The 22,089-nt window shown below is 65.8% G+C and carries 18 protein-coding genes, 1 pseudogene and 1 riboswitch; of the genes and pseudogenes, 11 read left to right on the top strand and 8 right to left on the bottom strand.

The features are described 5' to 3' along the window. Positions 1-55 precede the first annotated feature (55 nt). A complete protein-coding gene (locus tag Ga0080574_RS08090) occupies positions 56-2,077 on the top strand; it encodes a M3 family metallopeptidase (RefSeq protein WP_076696850.1) in 2,022 nt (673 codons plus the stop codon). A gap of 45 nt (positions 2,078-2,122) precedes the next feature. Here Ga0080574_RS08090 and Ga0080574_RS08085 read toward each other — a convergent pair whose 3' ends face one another. Continuing rightward, complete coding sequence (locus tag Ga0080574_RS08085; protein ID WP_076696848.1) at positions 2,123-3,115, bottom strand: TraB/GumN family protein; 993 nt, start codon at positions 3,113-3,115, stop codon at positions 2,123-2,125. Positions 3,116-3,198: 83 nt separating this feature from the next. On the opposite strand from Ga0080574_RS08085, the gene Ga0080574_RS08080 reads away from it, so the two are divergent. Beyond that, positions 3,199-3,858, top strand: a complete 660-nt coding sequence (locus Ga0080574_RS08080) for a DUF2161 domain-containing phosphodiesterase (protein ID WP_076705780.1) — start codon at positions 3,199-3,201, stop codon at positions 3,856-3,858. A 1-nt stretch (position 3,859) separates the two neighbouring features. On the opposite strand, the gene Ga0080574_RS08075 is transcribed toward Ga0080574_RS08080, so the two are convergent. Further along, positions 3,860-4,762: a DMT family transporter gene (locus Ga0080574_RS08075; protein WP_335743520.1), complete on the bottom strand. Its 903-nt coding sequence runs from the start codon at positions 4,760-4,762 to the stop codon at positions 3,860-3,862. Positions 4,763-5,111: 349 nt separating this feature from the next. Here Ga0080574_RS08075 and Ga0080574_RS08070 point away from each other — a divergent pair, with 349 nt between their 5' ends. The 4 genes from Ga0080574_RS08070 (at position 5,112) to Ga0080574_RS08055 (ending at position 9,151) form a co-directional block, all read left to right on the top strand. Then, positions 5,112-5,405: a co-chaperone GroES gene (locus Ga0080574_RS08070; protein ID WP_076696845.1), complete on the top strand. Its 294-nt coding sequence runs from the start codon at positions 5,112-5,114 to the stop codon at positions 5,403-5,405. Between the two features lie 48 nt (positions 5,406-5,453). Further along, a complete protein-coding gene (gene groL, locus Ga0080574_RS08065; protein ID WP_076696843.1) occupies positions 5,454-7,097 on the top strand; it encodes a chaperonin GroEL in 1,644 nt (547 codons plus the stop codon). 239 nt (positions 7,098-7,336) lie between these two features. Then, a complete protein-coding gene (gene rnhB / locus Ga0080574_RS08060) occupies positions 7,337-7,948 on the top strand; it encodes a ribonuclease HII (protein WP_237219338.1) in 612 nt (203 codons plus the stop codon). A gap of 90 nt (positions 7,949-8,038) precedes the next feature. Beyond that, entirely contained in the window at positions 8,039-9,151 is a 1,113-nt protein-coding gene (locus Ga0080574_RS08055) for a site-specific DNA-methyltransferase (RefSeq protein ID WP_076696839.1), read from the top strand. 288 nt (positions 9,152-9,439) lie between these two features. On the opposite strand, the gene Ga0080574_RS08050 is transcribed toward Ga0080574_RS08055, so the two are convergent. After that, positions 9,440-11,218, bottom strand: a complete 1,779-nt coding sequence (locus tag Ga0080574_RS08050; RefSeq protein ID WP_076696837.1) for a vanadium-dependent haloperoxidase — start codon at positions 11,216-11,218, stop codon at positions 9,440-9,442. A gap of 273 nt (positions 11,219-11,491) precedes the next feature. Here Ga0080574_RS08050 and Ga0080574_RS08045 point away from each other — a divergent pair, with 273 nt between their 5' ends. Next, the gene (locus Ga0080574_RS08045; protein WP_076696835.1) at positions 11,492-13,360 is read left to right on the top strand and encodes a methyl-accepting chemotaxis protein; all 1,869 of its coding nucleotides are present in this window, start codon (positions 11,492-11,494) and stop codon (positions 13,358-13,360) included. A gap of 43 nt (positions 13,361-13,403) precedes the next feature. Here the strand turns inward: Ga0080574_RS08045 and aroC are convergent, their stop codons facing one another. Continuing rightward, complete coding sequence (aroC, locus tag Ga0080574_RS08040; protein ID WP_076696833.1) at positions 13,404-14,504, bottom strand: chorismate synthase; 1,101 nt, start codon at positions 14,502-14,504, stop codon at positions 13,404-13,406. A gap of 94 nt (positions 14,505-14,598) precedes the next feature. Further along, a riboswitch (TPP riboswitch) is annotated at positions 14,599-14,698 on the top strand. 49 nt (positions 14,699-14,747) lie between these two features. Between aroC and Ga0080574_RS08035 the strand changes: the two genes are divergently transcribed. The 3 genes and pseudogenes from Ga0080574_RS08035 to Ga0080574_RS08025 all read left to right on the top strand — a co-directional run bounded on the left by Ga0080574_RS08035 (position 14,748) and on the right by Ga0080574_RS08025 (position 17,932). Continuing rightward, complete coding sequence (locus tag Ga0080574_RS08035; protein ID WP_076696831.1) at positions 14,748-15,731, top strand: thiamine ABC transporter substrate-binding protein; 984 nt, start codon at positions 14,748-14,750, stop codon at positions 15,729-15,731. After that, positions 15,707-17,247 (top strand): annotated as a pseudogene (locus tag Ga0080574_RS08030) (ABC transporter permease family protein). The gene Ga0080574_RS08035 and the pseudogene Ga0080574_RS08030 overlap by 25 nt, the downstream one beginning before the upstream one ends. After that, positions 17,234-17,932 carry a thiamine ABC transporter ATP-binding protein gene (locus Ga0080574_RS08025; protein ID WP_076696829.1) on the top strand — a complete coding sequence of 233 codons (699 nt, stop codon included), beginning with the start codon at positions 17,234-17,236 and terminating at the stop codon, positions 17,930-17,932. The pseudogene Ga0080574_RS08030 and the gene Ga0080574_RS08025 overlap by 14 nt, the downstream one beginning before the upstream one ends. A gap of 96 nt (positions 17,933-18,028) precedes the next feature. Here Ga0080574_RS08025 and Ga0080574_RS08020 read toward each other — a convergent pair whose 3' ends face one another. Genes Ga0080574_RS08020 through petA form a run of 3 tightly spaced genes read right to left on the bottom strand, consistent with a single transcriptional unit; the run spans position 18,029 to position 20,768 of the window. Further along, a complete protein-coding gene (locus tag Ga0080574_RS08020; protein ID WP_076705776.1) occupies positions 18,029-18,817 on the bottom strand; it encodes a cytochrome c1 in 789 nt (262 codons plus the stop codon). Positions 18,818-18,837: 20 nt separating this feature from the next. Beyond that, on the bottom strand, positions 18,838-20,181 hold the full coding sequence (petB, locus tag Ga0080574_RS08015) for a cytochrome b (protein WP_076696827.1): 1,344 nt from the start codon (positions 20,179-20,181) through the stop codon (positions 18,838-18,840). A gap of 11 nt (positions 20,182-20,192) precedes the next feature. Further along, complete coding sequence (gene petA / locus Ga0080574_RS08010) at positions 20,193-20,768, bottom strand: ubiquinol-cytochrome c reductase iron-sulfur subunit (RefSeq protein WP_076696825.1); 576 nt, start codon at positions 20,766-20,768, stop codon at positions 20,193-20,195. 222 nt (positions 20,769-20,990) lie between these two features. Here petA and Ga0080574_RS08005 point away from each other — a divergent pair, with 222 nt between their 5' ends. Beyond that, positions 20,991-21,653 carry an outer membrane beta-barrel protein gene (locus tag Ga0080574_RS08005; RefSeq protein WP_076696822.1) on the top strand — a complete coding sequence of 221 codons (663 nt, stop codon included), beginning with the start codon at positions 20,991-20,993 and terminating at the stop codon, positions 21,651-21,653. A 117-nt stretch (positions 21,654-21,770) separates the two neighbouring features. On the opposite strand, the gene Ga0080574_RS08000 is transcribed toward Ga0080574_RS08005, so the two are convergent. Then, on the bottom strand, positions 21,771-22,067 hold the full coding sequence (locus Ga0080574_RS08000) for an alkylphosphonate utilization protein (protein WP_076696820.1): 297 nt from the start codon (positions 22,065-22,067) through the stop codon (positions 21,771-21,773). Between the last annotated feature and the right edge of the window lie 22 nt (positions 22,068-22,089).

Raw genomic sequence — 22,089 nt, 5'->3', positions numbered from 1 at the left:
GCCATTGCAGCGGCCCGGGGCCTTGCATAGCTTCTGTGGAAAAGGAGCCTTGCCAATGACCAACCCGCTGCTCGCCGACTGGGACACGCCGTTCCACATCGCGCCCTTCGACCGCATTTCCGACGATGATTTCGCGCCCGCCTTCGAGGAGGCGCTGAGCGCGCATCTCAGGGAAATCGACGCCATCGCGAACAATCCCGAGCCGCCGAGCTTTGCCAACACCATCGAGGCGATGGAGGGCGCGGGCGAGGCGCTGGACAAGGTGCTGTCGGTGTTCTTCTCGGTGGCCGGGGCCGACAGCAACCCGGAGCGCCAGGCGCTGCAACGGGACTTCTCGCCGAAGCTCGCAGCGCACAGCTCGGCGATCTATGCCAATGAGACGCTCTTTGCGCGCATCGCCGATCTCTGGGCGCGGCGCGATAGGCTGGGGCTGAGCGAGGAAGAGGCGCGGGTGTTGTACCTGACCCATCGCGGTTTCGTACGCGCCGGCGCCGCGCTGGAGGGCGCCGAGGCCGAGCGCATGAAAGCGGTCAAGTCGCGGCTGGCGGTGCTGGGCACCTCCTTTACCCAGAACCTGCTGAAGGACGAGGCGGACTGGTTCATGCCGCTTGCCGAGGCGGATCTTGAGGGGCTGCCGGGCTTTGTCGTGGACGCGGCGCGCGCCGCCGGAGAGGCACTGGAGCAGGACGGGCCGGTGGTGACGCTGTCGCGCTCGCTGATCGTGCCCTTCCTGCAATTCTCGCCGCGCCGCGATCTGCGCGAAAAGGCCTTCCGCGCCTGGGCGGCGCGGGGCGAGAATGGCGGCGAGACCGACAATCGCGAGATTGCCGCCGAGGTGCTGGCGCTGCGCGAGGAGCGGGCAAAGCTGCTGGGCTATCCGGATTTCGCACATTTCAAGCTGGAGACCGAGATGGCCGGCACGCCCGAGCGGGTGCGCGAGCTGCTCATGCAGGTCTGGCAGCCGGCAAAGGCGCAGGCGCTGCGCGATCAGGCCGAGATGGAAGAGATGCTGCGCGACGACGGCGTGAACGACGCGCTGCAACCCTGGGACTGGCGCTATTACGCCGAGAAGCGGCGGCGCGCGAGCTACGATCTCGATGAATCCGAGCTGAAGCCCTATCTCCAGCTCGACAGGATGATCGAGGCGGCCTTTACCTGCGCCAACCGGCTGTTCGGGCTGGACTTCGCGCCGCTCGACGTGCCGCTTTATCATCCCGATTGCCGCGCCTGGGAGGTCAAGCGGAACGGCGAACATCTGGCGGTGTTCATCGGCGATTACTTCGCCCGCGCCTCCAAGCGTTCCGGCGCCTGGTGTTCGGCGATGCGCAGCCAGGCCAAGCGGCCCCGCGTCGAGACGCCCGTCGTGATCAATGTCTGCAATTTCTCGAAACCGTCGCAGGGCAAGCCGGCGCTGCTCTCTTATGACGATGCGCGCACGCTGTTCCACGAGTTCGGTCACGCGCTGCACCAGATGCTGTCTGATGTGGAGTTCGGCTCGGTCTCGGGCACCTCGGTGGCGCGCGATTTCGTGGAGCTGCCGAGCCAGCTTTACGAGCACTGGCTGGAAGTGCCCGAGGTGCTGGAGGAATTCGCCACCCATGCGGAGACCGGCGCGGCGATGCCGAAAGCGCTGCTCGACAAGGTGCTGGCGGCGGCGACCTTCGACATGGGGTTCCAGACGGTGGAATATGTGGCCTCGGCGCTGGTGGATCTGGAGTTCCATTCCGGCGCAGCGCCCGCCGATCCGATGGCGAAGCAGGCGGAGGTCTTGCAGGGGATCGGCATGCCGCAGGCGATCACCATGCGCCACGCGACGCCGCATTTCGCCCATGTCTTTGCCGGCGACGGCTATTCCAGCGGCTATTACAGCTACATGTGGTCCGAGGTGATGGATGCCGATGCCTTCGCCGCCTTCGAGGAGGCGGGCGGGGCCTTCGATCCCGAGACCGCGCATAAGCTCGAGGAGTTCATCCTGTCGAAAGGCGGCTCGCGCGAGGCCGAGGAGCTTTATACCGCGTTCCGGGGCCGGATGCCGGGGGTCGAGGCGCTGCTCAAGGGGCGCGGGCTCGTGGCGTAGGTCTGGAGTGGTGGGTTGCAAACCCACCACCGCGCAAACCCCGCCTCAGAACGGCTCGCGCGTCACGCTGAACCCGGCCTCTTCGAGCATGTGCAAAACCCCCTCTTCGCCGGGCAGATGCGCCGCGCCAAAGGCGGCGACGATCGGGGCGTCGTAGGTCTCTGCCGCGTGCAGGATCACCGGGATCCAGGCGCGGTTGCGCTGGTCGAGCACCGCCGCGCCGGACTCTTCGACCAGCGCCTCCGCCTCGTCCGGCGGCAGCAGCCCGCTGCGCGCGACGAGGATCTCGGAGAATGCCCACATCTCGCCCACCGCCTCGTCGAAATAGGCGGCGATGGTGGTGGCGAACCCGTCTTCGCCGCTGTCCTGCGTGGCCAGCGAGACGGTCATCATCTCGATCTGCTCGTCCAGCGGCTCGGCGTTGAAGATGTTGAAGGTCGTGTCGAAGGGTTCGAGCGCCAGCGTCGGCACGCCGGCGGCCTCGGCCATCGCCTCGATGCGCATGTCGAGCCCGTCGCGCGCCTCCATCGCCGATTTCGCGCAGGCGGGCAGGGAGAGCATCATCGACAGATACCAGGGGCGGAACTTGGCCGCCATGAAGGGCGGGATGCCCTGATCCCGGGCGGCAGCGGAAAGCGCCTGCCAGTCGGATTCCTCCATCAGCTCGGGCAGCGTGTTCTCGGTCAGCAGGAGCAGTTCCGGGCGGCTGGAGAGCGATTGCATGAGCTCGGCCTGCTCTTCCTGGGGCATCTCCAGCAGCACAGCGCCGGCGCCGTCGATCACCGGGCGCAGCCGCTCGAGCGGCGCGTCGAGCCGCGGGTCGCTGAGATGCATGGTGCCGACGAGATGGATCACCTCGCCATTGCGCTCGGCCCGCCAGCGGTTGCCGGTGGCATAGGGCATGGCGGCGACCCGCGCGTCGAGCCGGGCGCGCTCCCCGGCGCTCATCGTCTCGCGCAGATCCTCGCCCTGACATTGCGCGATGGCGGCGGGGGCGAGGGCGAGCCAGAGGCAGATGGCAAGCGGGGTGCGGCGCATGGGCAGACCTTTCGGGGGGCGTGTCGTCGCGCAGGCTAGGGCAAGGGATGGACAGCGGCAACCGCTCCGGCCAAGCTCCGGGCATGGAACGGGAAAGCGAGCTCTACGCGCCGGTCAAGGCGCTGCTTGAGGGGCAGGGATACGAGGTCAAGGGCGAGGTCGGCGCGGCCGATCTCGTGGCGCTGCGCGGCGACGAGGAGCCGGTGATCGTCGAGCTGAAGCTGCGGCTGTCGCTGGCGCTGTTCCATCAGGCGGTGGCGCGGCTGGCGGTGAGCGACGCGGTCTATATCGCCGTACCGAAACCCTCGGGCCGCACCGCGCGGCGGGCGCTGAAGGACAATCTTTCGCTCTGCCGGCGGCTGGGGCTGGGCTTTATCGTGGTGAAGGGCGCGCGCGCCGAGGTGCTCTGCGATCCGGGGCCCTATGCGCCGCGCCGCAACAAGGCCAAGCGGGCGCGGCTCTTGCGCGAGTTCCAGCGCATCGAGGGCGATCCGAATGCCGGCGGCGCCACCCGGCACGGCATCGTTACCGGCTACCGGCAGGATGCGCTGCGCTGCGCCGCGTATCTGGCCGAACACGGCGCCTGCCGGGGCCGCGACGTGGCCGAAGCGACCGGTGTGGCCGTGGCCACGCGGATCATGCGCGACAATCACTATGGCTGGTTCGCGCGTATCGGCACCGGGGTCTATGAGCTGACCGGGACCGGGCGCGCCGGGCTGAAACACTGGGCCTATAGCTGGTAGCTCAGATTTCCTCGGTGCGCGCCGCCGCCTCTGCCGCGTTGGCGGCCTCGGCGCGGGCGCGGTCCTTTTGCCGCTTGGCCACCAGCCGTTCGCGGTTCAGCGTATAGAGCCCGGAGGCCACGATGATGGTGCAGCCGAGGAGCGTCCAGCCATCGGGCAGGTCGGAGAAGAGCAGGAAGCCGTAGAGCGTGCTCCAGAGGATCATGGAATATTGCAACGGCGCGACCACGACCGCCTGGGCGATGTCGAGCGCGCGGATGATGAAGATCTCGCCGAGGCCGGCGCAGGCCGTCATCGCCAGCGCCACGAGCCAGACCCAGAGTGCCGAGGGGGTCTCCCAGAGGAAGAGGAGCGGGATGGTCAGCAGCGCGGTGGAGGTGATCGAGGTATAGGCCACCGTCGTCGCGATGCTGTCATCGCCGCTGAGCATGCGCGACAGCACCTGTCGCGTGGCAAAGGCGGTGGCGGCGCCGATGGTGATGAAGATCGCCGGGTGCAGCACGCCCATGCCCGGGCGGATGACGATGAGCATGCCGACAAAGCCCACCAGAACCGCGATCCAGCGCCGCATGCCCACCGGTTCGCGCAGCAGCAGCCCGCCGATGGCGGTGACGATGAAGGGCGCGATGAAGGTCACCGCCGTGGCATCGGCCAAGGGCACATAGCGCAGCGCCAGGATGAACAGTGTCGCCGAGGTGGCGGCCAGCACGCCGCGCAGGATCTGTATCGTGCGGTGGTTTGTCTTCAGCAGGCGCGGCCCGCGCATCCCCAGCATGACCATAACGCCGGTGAAGAGGCCGATCTGCCGGAACCAGGCGACCTCCAGCGAGGGCAGATCGGAGGTGAGCAGCTTGGCCAGCGCATCGGTGGCGCCGAAGCAGACAAATCCGATTGTTATCAACACGATGCCCCGGAGGTTGTCGGGCGCGGATCTGCCATGGCGGTGAGACACCGGGACCGGTGTGGTGGGATGGACGGGCATCGAAGAGATCTCGGTCTGGGGCGCGGCGCGCGGATGGCGCACAGCAAAGCATGGATAAGGGCAAGTTACCATGCCCGCCCCGCAATGCGCGGGCCAGCGCTCCTGACCGGCAGGTCAGGCGCCTCTCCTGCGGCGCATTTTTTCGTGATCTGTCCGGTTGACACGACTCGCGACGCTGCCTAGCTATGCGCCGTTAGCACTCGCTCCGCATGAGTGCTAATGGTCCCGCAGGGGGCCATAAAGGACAACCTTTGAGCTAGGAGACTCGAAGATGGCATTCAAACCGCTTCATGACCGCGTGCTGGTTCGCCGCGTGGAAAGCGACGAAAAGACCAAAGGCGGTCTGATCATCCCCGACAGCGCCAAGGAAAAGCCCGCCGAGGGCCTCGTGGTCGCATGTGGCGAAGGCGCGCGCAAGGACAGCGGTGAGCTGATCGCGATGGCCGTCAAGGAAGGCGACAAGGTTCTGTTCGGCAAGTGGTCGGGCACCGAAGTCAGCATCGACGGCGAAGAGCTGCTCATCATGAAGGAATCGGACATCCTCGGCGTGACCGAGGCCGCGTAAGCGCCGCTCCGACGTCCTCAACCGTAATTCAGAATCAGGAGAACGCACATGGCTGCTAAAGATGTGAAGTTCGATACCGACGCCCGCTCGCGCATGCTCAAGGGCGTGAACATCCTCGCCGACGCGGTGAAGGTGACCCTCGGCCCGAAAGGCCGCAACGTGGTGCTCGACAAATCCTTCGGCGCCCCCCGCATCACCAAGGACGGTGTGTCGGTGGCCAAGGAGATCGAACTGGAAGACAAGTTCGAGAACATGGGCGCGCAGATGGTGAAGGAAGTCGCTTCCCGCACCAATGACGAGGCCGGCGACGGCACCACCACCGCGACGGTTCTGGCCCAGGCCATCGTCAAGGAAGGCATGAAGTCGGTCGCAGCGGGCATGAACCCGATGGACCTCAAGCGCGGCATCGACCTGGCCACCGCCAAGGTCGTCGAAGCCATCAAGGCCGCTGCCCGCCCGGTGAACGACTCCAACGAAGTCGCTCAGGTCGGCACCATCTCCGCCAACGGCGAAGCCGAGATCGGCAAGCAGATCGCCGACGCGATGCAGAAGGTCGGCAACGAGGGTGTGATCACCGTCGAAGAGAACAAGGGCCTCGAAACCGAGACCGACGTTGTCGAAGGCATGCAGTTCGACCGCGGCTACCTGTCGCCCTACTTCGTGACCAACGCCGACAAGATGATTGCAGAGCTCGACGACTGCATGATCCTGCTGCACGAGAAGAAACTCTCCTCGCTGCAACCGCTGGTGCCGCTGCTCGAGCAGGTGATCCAGTCGCAGAAACCGCTGCTGATCATCGCGGAAGACGTCGAAGGCGAAGCGCTGGCGACCCTCGTGGTCAACAAGCTGCGCGGCGGCCTGAAGATCGCAGCCGTGAAAGCACCGGGCTTCGGCGACCGCCGCAAGGCCATGCTGCAGGACATCGCGATCCTGACCGGCGGCCAGGTGATCTCGGAAGATCTGGGCATGAAGCTCGAGAATGTCACCATGGACATGCTGGGCACCGCCAAGACCGTCACCCTGACCAAGGACGAGACCACCATCGTCGACGGCCATGGCGAGAAAGCCGAGATCGAAGCGCGCGTTTCGCAGATCCGCACGCAGATCGAGGAAACCACCTCCGATTACGACCGTGAGAAGCTGCAAGAGCGCGTGGCCAAGCTGGCCGGCGGTGTTGCCGTGATCCGCGTCGGCGGCATGACCGAAGTGGAAGTGAAAGAGCGCAAGGACCGTGTCGATGACGCGCTGAACGCGACCCGCGCGGCCGTTCAGGAAGGCATCGTGGTCGGCGGCGGCGTCGCGCTGGTGCAGGGCGCCAAGGCGCTCGAGGGCCTGACGGGTGTCAACAGCGACCAGAACGCCGGGATCACCATCGTGCGCAAGGCACTGGAATCCCCGCTGCGTCAGATCGCCGAGAACGCCGGTGTCGACGGCTCCGTCGTCGCAGGCAAGATCCGCGAATCCGACGATCTGAAGTTCGGCTACAACGCTCAGACCGACGAATATGGCGACATGTTCAAGTTCGGCGTGATCGACCCGGCGAAAGTCGTGCGGACCGCACTGGAAGACGCCGCTTCGATCGCGGGCCTGCTGATCACCACCGAAGCGATGGTGGCCGACAAGCCGCAGAAAGAAGGCGCAGCGCCGGCCGGCGGCATGCCCGACATGGGCGGCATGGGCGGCATGATGTAATCACCTGTCGCACCGCGACATGTGATGCTGTCACAGCTGATAAAGCAAAGGCGCCTTCGGGCGCCTTTGTCTTTTTCGCCGGCGTTTCCCCGCCCGGCCGCAAGATTTTTCGTACGAAAAATCTTGCGGCGCCTGCCGTTTGCCGGCTTGAGACAACAAATTCGTTGTGGCGGCGGGCCGGGTGCTTGCAGGCATGAAGGCTTTGCGCTTTCAAAGACGACATGGACGGGCCGGACACAATGCATGAGACAGAGCACTGGCAGCATGGCCGACTGGTCGCCGGGGTCGACGAGGTCGGGCGCGGCCCGCTGGCCGGCCCCGTGGTGGCGGCGGCCGTGGTGCTGGACCCGGAGTGCATCCCGCCGGGGCTGAACGATTCCAAGAAGCTCTCGGCCAAGCGCCGGGCGCGGCTGGCGGGCTGGCTCTGGGAATGCGCCGAGGTGGGTCTCGGCTGGGCCAGCGTCGAGGAGATCGACGAGATCAACATCCTCCAGGCCAGCCTGCTCGCCATGCACCGGGCGCTCACAGACCTGCCACGCCCGCCCGGCCATGTGCTGGTCGACGGGCGCTTTTTGCCGCCGCAGCTCACCTGTCCCGCCACCCCGCTGATCGGCGGCGATGGCCGCTCGGTGAGCATCGCGGCGGCCTCTATCGTCGCCAAAACGTGGCGCGACAGACACATGCGGGATTTGGCGCAACACCATCCCGGATACGGCTGGGAGACCAATGCAGGCTACGGATCGAAAAGCCACAGAGAGGCGCTTCGAAATCTCGGTGTAACCCCTCACCATAGGCGATCCTTCAAGCCTGTACACAATATCTTGTGGCAAGAGAAATCCGCAAGTCACTGATTCAAAAAAGAAATTGACCGCGAATCGCCTTTGACTCATCTTTGTCGTCAACCAGCGAGTGCGAAAACGCACCAGGGACAGAGGCAGAGAATGAACGCGATGACCAAGACGACGAGCGCGCAAGCGCTCCCTCTCAACACGATCCTGTCCGGCGACTGCATCGAGATGATGAACAGTCTTCCGGCGGAGTCCGTCGATCTGATCTTTGCCGATCCGCCCTATAACCTCCAGCTCAAGGGCGAGCTGCACCGCCCCGACAATTCCCGCGTCGATGCGGTCGACGATCACTGGGACCAGTTTTCTTCCTTTTCGGTCTACGACCAGTTCACCCGCGCCTGGCTCAAGGCCGCGCGCCGGCTGCTCAAGCCCAACGGTGCAATCTGGGTCATTGGCTCCTACCACAACATTTTCCGCGTTGGCGCGGCGCTTCAGGACGAAGGCTACTGGATCCTGAACGACGTCGTCTGGCGCAAGTCGAACCCGATGCCGAATTTCCGCGGCAAGCGCTTCACCAATGCCCATGAGACGATGATCTGGGCCTCGAAGGGCGAGGGCGCCAAATACACCTTCAATTACGAGGCGCTGAAAGCGCTGAACGAGGGGGTGCAGATGCGTTCGGACTGGGTGCTGCCGATCTGCAATGGCGGCGAGCGGCTGAAGGATGCCAATGGCGACAAGGCGCATCCGACGCAGAAACCCATGAGCCTGCTGCACCGGGTGCTGGTCGGTTCGACCAACCCGGGCGATGTGGTGCTCGACCCGTTCTTCGGCACCGGCACCACCGGCGCCGTGGCCAAGATGCTGGGCCGCGACTGGATCGGGATCGAGCGCGAGGCGGCCTATCGCGAGGTGGCCGAGCGCCGCATCGCCGATATCCGCCCCTTCGACCGTTCGGCGCTGGAAGTGACCCGCGCGAAACGCGCGGAGCCGCGCATCCCCTTCGGCCAGCTGGTCGAGCGCGGGCTGCTGCGCCCGGGCGAAATGCTGGTCTCGCCCTCGGGCAAGGTCGCCAAGGTGCGGGCCGACGGTACGCTGGTCGGCGACGGGGTGAAGGGCTCGATCCACCAGGTTGGCGCGCATCTCGAGGGCGCGCCCTCCTGCAACGGCTGGACCTACTGGCAGTTCCGCAAGGATGGCAAGACCGTGCCCATCGACGTGCTGCGCCAGCAGATCCGCTCCGAGATGGCCGCGCGCCCGCACTGATCCTGGGATCCCGATGTTAACGACACCGCCGGTGCCTGTTTTATAACAGGCACAAACTGGCCCCGTCTGCCCTGTGCAGGCGGGGCATTTTCGTTTCGTCAGGGGCGAGACGGTGCATACGCGCAGGATCCTTGGTGCCTATGGCTTTCCGGACCAATTGCATGGTCCGTTTCCGCCGGAGGAGGCGATCTCGGCGGGCAACGGTGCCGCTAACGGGCCTTGCCGCTCGCCGGTCGCCCGCGGACCCGGCAAAGGCCGCGGCACACCCCATGCGCCGCGGCGGTCGGTCTATCTTGCGCCGATCCGGATCAGATCGCCGTCGAAGGTGGGCAGCGAGAACACCGCCTTGTCGGTCGGATAGCACAGGGCCTGTTCCTCGAGCATGCCGATGGCGACCTGTTCGCCCATCCTCAGGCTGTCGTAGTAATCCGAGAAATAGTGCACCCCGGCCATGTTGCGCCCGATCGAGATATTTGCCGCCAGCTTGTTCAGCTCACCCTCCAGCGTCAGCGGGCATTCCGGCCTGCGGGTGTCGAGCTTTTCACCCTTTTCAACCGGCATGAAATAGAGCGGCTCGCTGATCTTGTGGTAGAAGCCGGGTTTGCCCCTGGTGCAATCGTCCTCATCGCTGATCCCGAGCACGGTGCCGGTGTCGAAGAACGCCTTGAGGATGGTCACGCAGGCGCCGGCGACCGTGGCATGTCCCGCGCCGTAAGACGGGTGCATGGGCGAGCCCTCGGCAAAGGCCATCGGCAGCAGTGCCGTCGCATCGCCGGCGCGCGCCTGGTTGAAATCGCGCACCGCCTTGACGGTGTCGGCGAGCTGCTTGCTGGTCTTTCCGAAGGCGCCGCAGAGCACCGGAAAGGCCTTGTCCAGATCCTCCGCCTTTTCGATGCGCGCGGCCAGCGCCTCGGGACGCAGCCGCAGATGGGTGTTGAACTTCTGATAGCGCACGGCCTTGAGCGCGCGGGTCGCTACCTCGGTCACCAGCGTGAGGATATGCGGCCCGCCGTAAAGCGCGAAACCGCCGGTGTTGAGCCGAGTGCCCGGCGCATGCAGATCGTACATGTCGCGCATGCCCGAGAGCTTGGCGATGCCCGCGTCGAACGGTGTCTTCATGCCCAGCAGGATCACGCAGGCATTCAGATAGGCCTGATAGAGCGCGTCGAAATGCACATAGGTGGCCAAATCGCGCGGCGTGCAGATAAAGCGCTGCTGGCCGGTAAAAGACTGACCCTCGCTGCATTGCCCGCATTCGTTCACATCGACGCCTTGCTGTACGGTCAGCCAGTCCTCCCAGAGCTGCATGTAGTCTTTGCCGTCTTCGGGGTAAAAGACGCGCTGGTCGATGAACTGGGCGCCGTATCTGACATAGCCGTCGGCGACCGAATGGATGCTGGCCGGGTCGTCATTGCCGATCCACATGAATTGCGACAGGTAGGGGCCGGTCTCGACACCGGGGCTGGAGCCGCGAAACGCGGTCTGCCGGGTCAGGGCGCCGGCGCTGTCGGTCTTGCGTGGCCGGCCCGGAAAGCCCGACTGGGCATAGCCGAGCCCGTTCAGCCGTGAGATCGCCGCGTTCAGCGCCGCCGAACCGGGTCCGCCATCCTGGTCGAAACTCAGCAGCGGCACGTCGCGCAGCAGCGCCAGTTCATAGACCTCGGCCATCTCGAAGGCGAGCTCGTCGCTGCACAGCGCCGGTGCCGGCGGCATGGTCACGGCCTGGGCATCGGGGCCCTGAAGATCGAAGGCGGTGCCTGCCGTGGGAGCTTCCCATTGCCGGCGCTTGCAAGCCTCCGGCGCGAGCGGCACCGGAACCCGTGCGGTAAAGCGCTCGATCCGGCCTTCGTCGATCGCGTCGCGGAAGGCTTCGAAATGGTGCTTTTTGGCGACCACCCCGAGATTTGGGTCGTGATCGAGCCCCTTGGTAAAGCTCATGGCGTAATTGGCGGCAGAGTAGCGCTCTTCGTCGCCATTGGCCTTGTGTCGGGGATGCGTATGGTTGTGGGCCTGCTTTGCGGCTTCGATACGAATACGCAACGCGCTTTCGGCGCGATCCTGGGTCATGCTTCAATTCCTTTTGTGACAAAAAACGTCTTGGCGCCGGAAATAAGTCGGCGAAAAAATCATCCGCGACTCGCCTATAGATTGTCAATCCCCTTGTCGTCGCGGCGTGCAGACATGAAGCCGCCGCACCGGCTGGGGGCTCTTGGCGCTATGGCGTTTGCGGGCTGAGACGGCGGCGGTCGTCGTCCGGTTCGAAGAGTTTGTTTACATCTCTCTGATAGCGATCCAGCGAGCCGGGCAGCTTCCCGGGGAAATTAGGAGCGCGTGTCAGAAATGCGAAGGTTTTCGATCAGGATTCAGGTTCTGGCCCTGGGAATGGTGTTCGTCTCATTGCTGCTGGTCAGCGGCGTGTTGTCCTGGAACGTACAGAACGGGCTGGCGCGCGATGTTCGTTATGCTTTCGACATGTTCAAGCAGAACCAGCTGATCTCAATGATCCGGGAGGATCTGGAGCAGGCGAGGGTCGATCTGCTGCGCATCGGCGACGGTGACAAAGACGCGCGCGACAGTTTGCTGGGCAATCTCGATGAGGTGACCCGCGATGTCGCCGAGCGGGCGCAGCTCTTTATCGAAACCGAAAGCCCCCGGGCCTACCGGCCCGAGTTTCACGAGGAGTTGCAGGATATTTCTGCCTTCGTCGATCTGGTGAAAGACGACACGCGGGCGCTGCCAGAGGCGGATAGCGTGACGCCGTTCCAGATGCACATCGCGCTTTCCGCTCTCTACGAGCAATTGAATGCGCAAATCGGGCGTATCGACATCATGCAGGAAAGCCTGCGCAGCGAGACGGTGAAGATCGAAGCCATCGCGGAAACCTCGGTAACGGATAGCATGACGATGCTTACCGTGTCGCTTGGTGTGGTGACGGCCATCTCTTTTGGGTTGGTGCTGGTCTTCGGGCGTGTTCTGTCGCGTCCGTTCCAGACAGTGGCCCAGGTTGTGCAGCGTATCGCAAGTGCCGATTACGAGAGTGAGATTCCCGGGACGGAATACGGCGACGAGGCTGGGATCATCTCTCAGAGCCTCCAGGATCTGAGTGCGAAGCTCCTGCGCGCCGAACAGGCGGAGGGCAAGGAACGCATCGCCAACGACCGTCGAATCGCGCTGTTCGAGGCGCTGGGAAGCGCCATGGGCGCACTGGCACAGGGCCGCGTGGACGAACGGCTCGATCCTTCCGAATGGCATGAGCTGGGCGCAAGCTATGAGGAAATCTGCCAGGATTTCAACGACCTGTCAGAGCAGATCGGCGATCTGATCTCCTCGCTGCGCGACTCCGCCCAGATGGTGCAGCGCAACTCGCAGGAGCTGTCCAATATGTCGACGGAAATGTCGCGGCGCTCCGAAGTGCAGGCAGCGACGCTGGAGGAATCCGCCGCCGCGCTCGAACAGATGTCGGGCAGTGTCCAGGCCGCCGCAGCGCGGGCGGACGAAGCCGACAAGCGCGTGGGCGACGGCCGGCGCCGTGCCGAAGAGGGCGGCGCGGTGATGGACCGGGCGCTGGCGGCGATGAGCTCCATTGCCGCGTCGTCGGATCAGATCACCCAGATCATCGGCGTGATCGACGACATCGCCTTTCAGACCAACCTTCTGGCGCTCAATGCCGGGGTCGAGGCGGCGCGGGCCGGCGAAAGCGGCAAGGGCTTCTCGGTGGTCGCTTCGGAGGTGCGCTCGCTGGCGCAGCGGGCCTCGGAATCGGCGCGCGAGATCAAGGCGCTGGTCTCCAACAGCTCGCAGCAGGTCAAGGATGGCGGCCAGCTCGTGGAGCAGACCGGCGAAACGCTGTCGGACATCGTGCGCCATGTTACCGAGGTCTCCGACATGGTGGCCGAGATCGCCTCTGCCGCCAAGGAGCAGGCCGCCGGCTTGCAGGAGATCAATGTCGGTGTGGCCGAACTCGACAAGGTCACTCAGCAGAACGCCGCCATGGTGGGCGAGACAAGCTCTGCCAGTCAGCAGCTCAGCAGCGAGGCCGACCGGCTGACCGCCCAGCTCAATCGTTTCATGTCCGCCGATGGCGCCGAGCTGGACGAGGTCACACCGGTCTCCGCACCCATCGAGGAGCTGGCCGTGGCGCCCGCGCCCGAGCCGGCGCCGATGAAACGGGCCGTGGGTGAGAATACCACACTCTGGGAGGATTTCTGACCGGGTTTGTGGCGCACCGCTCTCCGCGCGGGACACTGAGGCCTTAGCCGATCACGCCGCGATTGCCGCCGGTCTGCCCGCGATGCAGCAGCAGGTGGTCGAGCAGCACGCAGGCCACCATCGCCTCGCCGACCGGCACCGCGCGGATACCGACACAGGGGTCGTGGCGTCCCTTGGTGACGATCTCGGTGTCTTCTCCGGTTTTGGTGATCGTATGCCGGGGCGTCAGAATCGAGGAGGTCGGCTTGACCGCGAAGCGCAACACGATCTCCTGCCCGGTGGAGATCCCGCCGAGAATGCCGCCGGCATGGTTCGAGCTGTAGACCGGCCCGTCCGGACCCATGCGGATCTCGTCGGCATTCTCCGAGCCGCGCAGCGCCGCCGCCGCCATGCCCTCGCCGATCTCCACCGCCTTGACCGCGTTGATCGACATCGCCGCCGCCGCCAGATCGGTGTCGAGCTTGCCATAGATCGGCGCGCCAAGGCCTGCGGGCACGCCGCGCGCCGTCACCTCGATCACCGCGCCGACGCTGTCGCCGGATTTGCGCAGCCCGTCGAGATAATCCGCCCAGCTCTCCGCAGCCTCGGCATCGGGGCACCAGAACGGGTTGCGCCCAACCTCCGCCAGATCCACCCGCGCGCGGTCGATGCCGTGCGGCCCCATCTGCACCATGTAGCCGGTGATCTCGATCCCCGGCGCCAGCTCCGCCAGCGCCGCCCGCGCCAGCCCACCGGCGGCGACCCGCGCCGCCGTCTCCCGCGCCGAGGAGCGCCCGCCGCCGCGATAATCACGGATGCCGTATTTCTGCCAATAGGTGATATCCGCATGGCCGGGGCGGAATTTCTCGGCAATCTCGCCGTAATCCTTCGACCGCTGGTCGGTGTTCTCGATCATCAGCTGCACCGGCGTGCCGGTGGTCTGGCCCTCGAACACACCCGACAGGATTCGCACCGCGTCGGGCTCGCGCCGCTGCGTGGTGAACTTGTTCTGCCCCGGCTTGCGCTTGTCGAGCCAGCTCTGAAGCGTCGCCTCGTCCACCGGCACGCCCGGCGGGCAGCCGTCGACCGTGGCCCCGAGCGCGGGGCCGTGGCTTTCGCCCCAGGTGGTGACGCGGAACAAATGGCCGAAAGTGTTCATGCTCATGCGCGGGTCTCCTTGTCCGGGTTTCTCCTAGGGCAGGGCGGGCGGCGTCTCAAGGGATTTCGCCTTGCCAGAGGCCTGCGCGCCCGCTACGACTCGCCCCACCTCGGGGTGCCCGGCAGGGCTGAGATGCACGATGCGAACCCGTTGAACCTGACCCGGTTAACACCGGCGGAGGGAAGGTGACGGCACCGCACCGAGCGATCTGCCCAGTCTTGCCCTCTCGCCGCAAGTCTGGAGGATGCCATGAAGGCCACCACGATATTTGCAGCGGGACTGTTCACGGCCGGCGCCGCGCTGGCGGAGACCCCCGTCCTGACCGTTTATGCGGGCGATTACGTCGCCTCGGAATGGGGCCCCGGCCCGAAGATCGAAGCGATGTTCGAGGCGGAATGCGACTGCGATCTGCAATTCAAGCCCGGCGATCTGCTGCCCCGGCTGCTGCTGGAAGGCGACCGCACCGAGGCCGATATCGTTTTCGGCCTCAACACCGATGTGACCAAGAAAGCGCGCGAAAGCGGGCTCTTTGCGCCGCATAATGTGGATCTCGCGCCGCTGACCCTGCCCATCGAGTGGACGGACGAGATTTTCCTGCCCTATAATTACGGCCACACCGCCTTTGTCTACAACACCGAGCGGCTGGCCGAGCCGCCCGCAAGCTTCGAGGCGCTGCTCGACGCGCCGGACGATCTCAAGATCGTCATTCAGGATCCGCGCAGCTCGATCTCGGGGCTGGCGACGGTGCTCTGGGTGCAGGCGGTCTATGGCGACGGGGCCGAAGCGGCCTGGGAAAAGCTCGCGCCCAAGATCCTGACGGTGACCAAGGGTTGGTCGGAGAGCTATGGGCTCTTCACCGATGGCGAAGCGGATATGGTGATGAGCTACACCACCTCGCCCGCCTATCACATCATCGCCGAGGAGGACCGCACCAAGAAGGCGGCGATCTTCCCCGAGGGGCATTATTTCATGGTCGAGCTGGCCGCCAAGGTGGCGGGCACCGATCAGCCGGAACTGGCGGATCAGTTCATGGCCTTCCTGCTGAGCGAGCCATTTCAGGAGATGATCGCGACCGGCAACTGGTCGATCCCGGCGGCGCTGCCACGCGAAAAATGGCCCGAGGGGTTCCGGGAGCTGGAGCTGCCGGAAAAGGTGCTGTTCTATTCCGAGGACGAGGCCGCCGCGCTGCGTGAGCCGGCCATCGAGGCCTGGCGCCGGGCGCTGTCGCGCTGAGCGTGGGGCGTTTCTCCGCGCTGCTTGCCGCACTGGCGGTGGCGGGGCTCACCCTGGGCCCTGTCGCGGCGGTGCTGGTCCGCGCCGGCGGCTGGGGCGCGCTTGGCCCCGGCGAGGTCCAGGCGCTGCGCTTTACGCTGGTGCAGGCGCTGCTTTCGGCGGGGCTGAGCGTGGCGCTGGCGGTGCCGGTGGCGCGCGCGCTGGCGCGGCGGCGCTTTCCCGGGCGCGGGGTGCTGGTGGCGCTGATGGGGGCGCCTTTCATCCTGCCGGTGATCGTGGCGGTGCTGGGGCTCATTGCGGTCTTCGGGCAGAACGGGCTGGTGAATGCGGCGCTGCGCGTGCTCGGCCTGCCCGGCATGACGATCTACGGCATCCATGGCGTCGTGCTGGCGCATGTGTTCTTCAACCTGCCGCTGGCGGTGCGGCTATTGCTTCAGGGATGGCTGGCGATCCCCGCCGAGCGCTTCCGCCTTGCCGCGTCGCTGGGGCTGCGGCCCTGGGCGCTGTTCCGGGTGCTGGAGGCGCCGATGCTGCTGCGCATCGCGCCGGGGGCCTTTGCGGTGATCTTTGTCATCTGCCTGTCGAGCTTTGCGGTGGCGCTGACGCTGGGCGGGGGCCGCGCGCCACGACGGTGGAGCTGGCGATCTATCAGGCGGTGCGTTTCGAGTTCGATCTGGGCCGCGCGGCGCTGCTTTCGGTGATCCAGCTCGGGCTGGCGCTGACGGCGGGGCTGGTGGCGCTGTGGCTGGGCGCTGGCGCGGGGTTTGGCGCCGGGCTCGACCGGGCGCTGCCGCGCTGGGACGGGCAGGGGCTGGCGGCGCGGATCACGGATATGCTCTGGATCGGACTGGCGGCGCTATTTCTGCTGGCGCCGCTCATGATGGTGGTGCTGCGCGGGCTTGGCGGTCTGGCGCTGCTCGGGCCGGGCACCTGGGAGGCGGCGGGGCATTCGGTGAGCGTGGCACTGGCCTCGACGGCGCTCTGCCTGCTCTGGGCGCTGCCGCTCTCGACGCGGGGCGGCGAACTGGTGGGGCTGGCGGGGATCGCGCTGTCGCCGCTGGTGCTGGGTACCGGGCTGTTCCTGATCCTGCGCCCCTATGTGAACCCGTTCGTGCTGGCGCTGCCGGTGACGACGCTGATCAATGCGCTGGTCTCGCTGCCCTTCGCGCTGCGCATCCTGCGCCCCGAGGCCGAGGCGGTGCGCGCCGATTATCGGCGGCTGGCGCAGGCTTTGGGGCTGACGCCGCTGGCCTGGCTGCGGCTGGTGCTGCTGCCGCGCCTGCGCCGGCCGCTGGGCTTTGCCGCCGGGCTGACGGCGGCGCTGTCGATCGGCGATCTGGGGGTGATCGCGCTCTTTGCCGATCCCGACCGGGCGACGCTGCCCTTGCAGGTCTACCGGCTGATGGGGTCTTACCAGATGGAGGCGGCGGCGGGGGCTGCATTGCTCCTGCTGTGCCTGAGCTTTGGCGCGTTCTGGCTGTTCGACCGGGGAGGGCGGATCCATGCTGAGACTTGAGGATGTGGGGTTTGGCCAGGGCGCCTTTGCGCTCTCCGCGGATCTGGCGCTGGCGCCGGGACAGCGCGTGGCGGTGATCGGGCCGTCTGGTGCGGGCAAATCCACGCTGCTCGACCTCATCGCCGGGTTCCGCAGGCCGGGGCGGGGAAGGGTGCTCTGGCAGGGGCGGGACATCACCGATGTGCCGCCCGACCGGCGCCCGGTGGCGATGCTGTTTCAGGAGAACAACCTCTTTCCGCATCTCGACCTGCTGCGCAATCTCGGGCTGGCGCTGCGCCCGGATGGCGGGCGGCTGCGGGCGTCGGACAGGGCGGCGGTCGAGGCGGTGCTGGCGCGGGTCGGGCTGGAGGGGCTTGGCGGGCGCCGGCCCGGGGCGCTTTCGGGTGGGCAGCAGAGCCGCGCGGCGCTGGCGCGGGTGCTGTTGCAGCGGCGCCCGGTGCTGGCGCTGGACGAGCCCTTTGCGGCGCTGGGGCCGGCGCTCAAGACCGAGATGCTGGAACTCTTGCGCGAGGTGGCCGAGGAGCTGGGCGCGCTTGTGCTGCTGGTGACGCACGATCCGCAGGACGCGCGGCGCTTTGCCGAGGAGGTGGTGCTGGTGTCGGAGGGGGTGGCGCAGGCGCCGGTGGAGACGGGGGTGCTCTTTGCCGATCCGCCGGAGGCGCTGCGGGCCTATCTGGGTGGTTAGGCGGGCGCGCTCATCAAGCCCTTGCGGGCTTTCTTCGCCCCTAAGCAAAAAGCCCCGCCGATTGGCGGGGCTTTTCGTTTCGCGGCAGGGGCCGGGTCAGCTTTCCTTGTGCTTGACCGGGCGCCAGATGCGCTTGTTGGTGAGGTAGAGCAGCACCGAGAGCACGGTGAGGAAGATCACTCCGACAAAGCCCGCATGCTTGCGCGCCATCATCTTCGGCTCGGCTGCCCACATCAGGAAGGCGGCGACGTCCTGCGCCTCGTGCTCCAGCGAGTTCGGGTGGCCGTCGGCATATTCCACGTCCTCGCCCATCAGCGGCGGCGCCATCGAGATCCAGCCGGTGGAGAAGGCGTGGTTCTCGTAGAACAGCGTGCCGGCCTCTTCTTTCTCCTCGCCGGTATAGCCGGTGAGGATCGAGGCGATGTATTCCGCGCCGCCCATGCCGTTGAAGAGCTGGCTCAGGCCGGTGCCGTAGGGGCCGTGAAAGCCCGCGCGCGCCTTGGCCATCAGCGACAGGTCGGGCGCGCCCATCGAGGTGTTCGCCGGGAAATGGTCGGTCGGACGGGCCGGGCGGAAATCGTCGAGCTCTTCATCGAAGACCTCGAAATTCTGCTCGGCATAGGCGCGGACCTGATCCTCGGGGAGGTGCGGGCCGCCCTCATCCCCCAGCGTGCGCAGCGGGACGAATTTCATGCCGTGGCAGGCCGAGCAGACCTCGGTGTAGATCTGGAGCCCGCGTTGCAGCTGCGCCTGGTCATAGGTGCCGAAGGGCCCCTCGAAGGAGAAGCTGAAATCCTCCACATGGCCACCCTCGCCGGCGGCATAGGCGCCGCCGGTGGCCAGGCCGAGGGCCATCGCGGTCGAAAGGGCAAGTTTCTTGAACATTTTCATTTGTCCTTTCTCTGTCACTCGGCCGGGGTCGCCGAGGTGGCGCCGGTTTCCGAGGACTTGCCGTAATGGGCGTCGAAGTCTTCCTCGATGGTCGCGGGCTGCGGCAGCGGCTTTTCGAACACGCCCAGCAGCGGCAGGATCACGAAGAAATAGCCGAACCAGTAGGCCGCCCCGATCAGCGAGAAGCTGGCATAGGGCTCTTCGGCCGGCATGGCGCCGAGCCACATCAGCGCGATGAAGTCGATCACCAGCAGCCAGAACCACCACTTGAACTGCGGGCGGTACTTGCCCGAGCGCACCGAGGAAGTGTCGAGCCAGGGCGCCAGGGCCATGGCGATGATGGCGCCGAACATGGCCAGCACGCCGAAGAACTTGGCGTCGACGATGCCGCCCGTGAGGAACGATGCGATCTGCACCACCCAGACCTCGGAGGTGAAGGCGCGCAGGATCGCGTAGAAGGGCAGGAAGTACCATTCCGGAACGATATGCGCGGGCGTCGAGAGCGGGTTGGCTTCGACATAGTTGTCGGGGTGGCCGAGATAGTTCGGCATGAAGCCGACGATCGCCCAGAACACCGCCAGGACAACCGCCAGGGCGAAGATGTCCTTGATCACGAAATACGGCCAGAAGGGCAGGGTGTCCTTCTCGGCCTCCGCCTTGGAGGTGCGGCGCACTTCGACACCGGTGGGGTTGTTGTTGCCCGTGGTGTGGAAGGCCCAGATGTGCACGGCCACGAGGGCGGCGATCACGAAGGGCAGCAGGTAGTGCAGCGAGAAGAAGCGGTTCAGCGTGGCGTTGTCCACCGCCGGTCCGCCCAGCAGCCAGGTCTGGATCGGCTCGCCGATGAAGGGGATCGCGCCGAAGAGGCCGGTGATCACCGTGGCGCCCCAGAACGACATCTGACCCCAGGGCAGCACGTAGCCCATGAAGGCGGTGCCCATCATGCACAGGTAGATCAGCATGCCGATGATCCAGGTCACCTCGCGCGGGGCTTTGTAGGAGCCGTAATAGAGGCCGCGGAAGATGTGCAGGTAGACCGCGACGAAGAACAGCGAGGCGCCGTTTGCGTGCAGATAGCGCAGCATGAAGCCGCCGTTCACGTCGCGCATGATGTGCTCGACCGAGGCGAAGGCCTGGTCCACATGCGGCGTGTAATGCATCACCAGCACGATGCCGGTGACGATTTGCAGCGCCAGGCAGAAGGTGAGCACGATGCCCCAGATCCACATCCAGTTCAGGTTCTTGGGTGTGGGGATCATGATGGTGTCATAGAGAAGACCGACGATCGGCAGGCGCTTGTGCAGCCAGGTCTCGGGTGCGGTCTTGGGTTCGTAATGGTCGTGCGGAATTCCGGCCATGTGTGCGTTCCTTATCCCAGCAGGATCGTGGTTTCTTCGACGAATTCCGCTGTGGGAACCGGCAGGTTCTCGGGTGCGGGGCCTTTGCGGATGCGGCCGGCCGTGTCGTAATGCGAGCCGTGGCAGGGGCAGAACCAGCCGCCGACGCCGCCGGCGGTGAATTCGCCCGCGTTGCCCAGCGGCACGCAGCCGAGATGGGTGCAGACGCCCATCATCACCAGCCACTCGCCGGCTTCGTCCAGCGTGCGGTTCGTGTCCGAGGCATCGGCAGCGCCGTCGACATTGGCGTTGCGCGCCATCGGGTCGACGAGCTGATCGACCGTGACCTCACGGGCATTCTCGATCTCGGCCTCGGTGCGGCGGCGGATGAAGACCGGCTTGCCCAGCCACTTCACGGTGAGCTGCGTGCCGGTCGAAACGCCGGAGACGTCAACGCGGATTGTGCTGAGTGCGCGCACATCCGCCGAGGGGTTCATTTGGTTTACCAGCGGCCAGATGGCAGCGCCGGCGGTGACGACGCCGGCACCGGCGGTGGCGTAGTAGAGGAAATCCCTCCGGGTGCCTTCGTGATCTTCTGCTTGTGTCACGGGGTGTACTCCATTCCTCGGGGCCGTTGAGGGGGCCGATGGCAATAAAAAGCCGCGGCCCGGCACGGCGTTTCCGTTCGGGTATTTAGCGGTCTGTCATCTGCCCGTAAAGCAATCAAAAGCGGCGCTAGCGCAAGAAGTGCGGATCTGTCGCAATTGAAACCCGGTTGGTGGAGTGCTTATGTAGCGTCCAAAAGCCCCGAAGGCGCTTGGAGCGACCCTATGAAAACACTGATTCTCTCAGCGACCGTCACGGTCGCAACCCTCGCCGCATCGCAGGTGGCGGCGCAGGATTTCGAAATCTCGGTCTATACCGGCTGGCAGACCGCGCCGCACAGCCGTGTCTCGGGAGAGTATCCCGGGACCGGCGCCGATTACGATGCGCTCATCGGCTGGGACGGCAAGAGCTTTGAGATGCCGCCTTATTACGGCATCCGTGGCACCTGGTGGCGGACCGAAACCTTCGGTCTGGCCGTCGAGATGACCCACTCGAAGGTCTATGCGCCCGATGACGAGCGCAAGGATCTGGGCTTCGACCGGATGGAATTCACCGACGGCCACAACATCCTGACGGTGAACGCGATGAAACGCTGGCCCGACCAGTGGGGCAGTGCCACGCCCTATGTCGGCGCCGGCCTCGGCATCGCGGTGCCGCATGTGGACGTCAAGACCACTGCGGGCGACAAGACCTATGGCTACCAGCTGACCGGCCCGGCGGCGAAGCTGCTGGCGGGGATCAGCTATCCGGTGAGCGACCGGTTCTCGGTCTTTGGCGAATACCAGTTCACCTATTCCAGCAACGAGGCCGATCTCGACGGCGGCGGCTCGCTGGAGACCGACATCAAGACCAATGCGCTGAATTTCGGCATTTCGATGAAGTTCTGAAAATCGGCGGAGTGTCCGTCGTGAAAAGCGCCCGCTTTGCGGGCGCTTTTTCGTTGTCCGGTTGTGTGGTGGCTTGTTGGGTGGTGGGGGGCAGCCGACCAATCCACTCAGTACGGCTCAGCGTTTCTTGACGAACTCGGTGCGCAGCACCAGGCCCTTGATCGTGTCGTGCCGGCAATCGACCTCTTCGGGGTTGTCCGTGAGCCGGATCGAGCGGATCACCGTGCCTTGTTTCAGCGTCTGCCCCGCGCCCTTGACCTTGAGATCCTTGGTCAGCACCACGGAATCGCCGTCGGCAAGCAGGTTGCCCGCCGCGTCGCGCACCTCGACGCTCTGCTCTGCCGCGATCTCCGAGGCGGGGCGCCATTCGCCGCTGGCCTCGTCATAGACCCAGTCTTCGTCCTGATCGGCCATGACGGCCTCCTTTCGATTTGCG

The sequence above is a fragment of the Salipiger abyssi genome (assembly GCF_001975705.1).
Classification (GTDB): Bacteria; Pseudomonadota; Alphaproteobacteria; order Rhodobacterales; family Rhodobacteraceae; genus Salipiger; species Salipiger abyssi.
The sequence above is the reverse complement of the archived record's forward strand: the minus strand, read 5'-3'. Positions and strand labels throughout refer to the sequence as shown.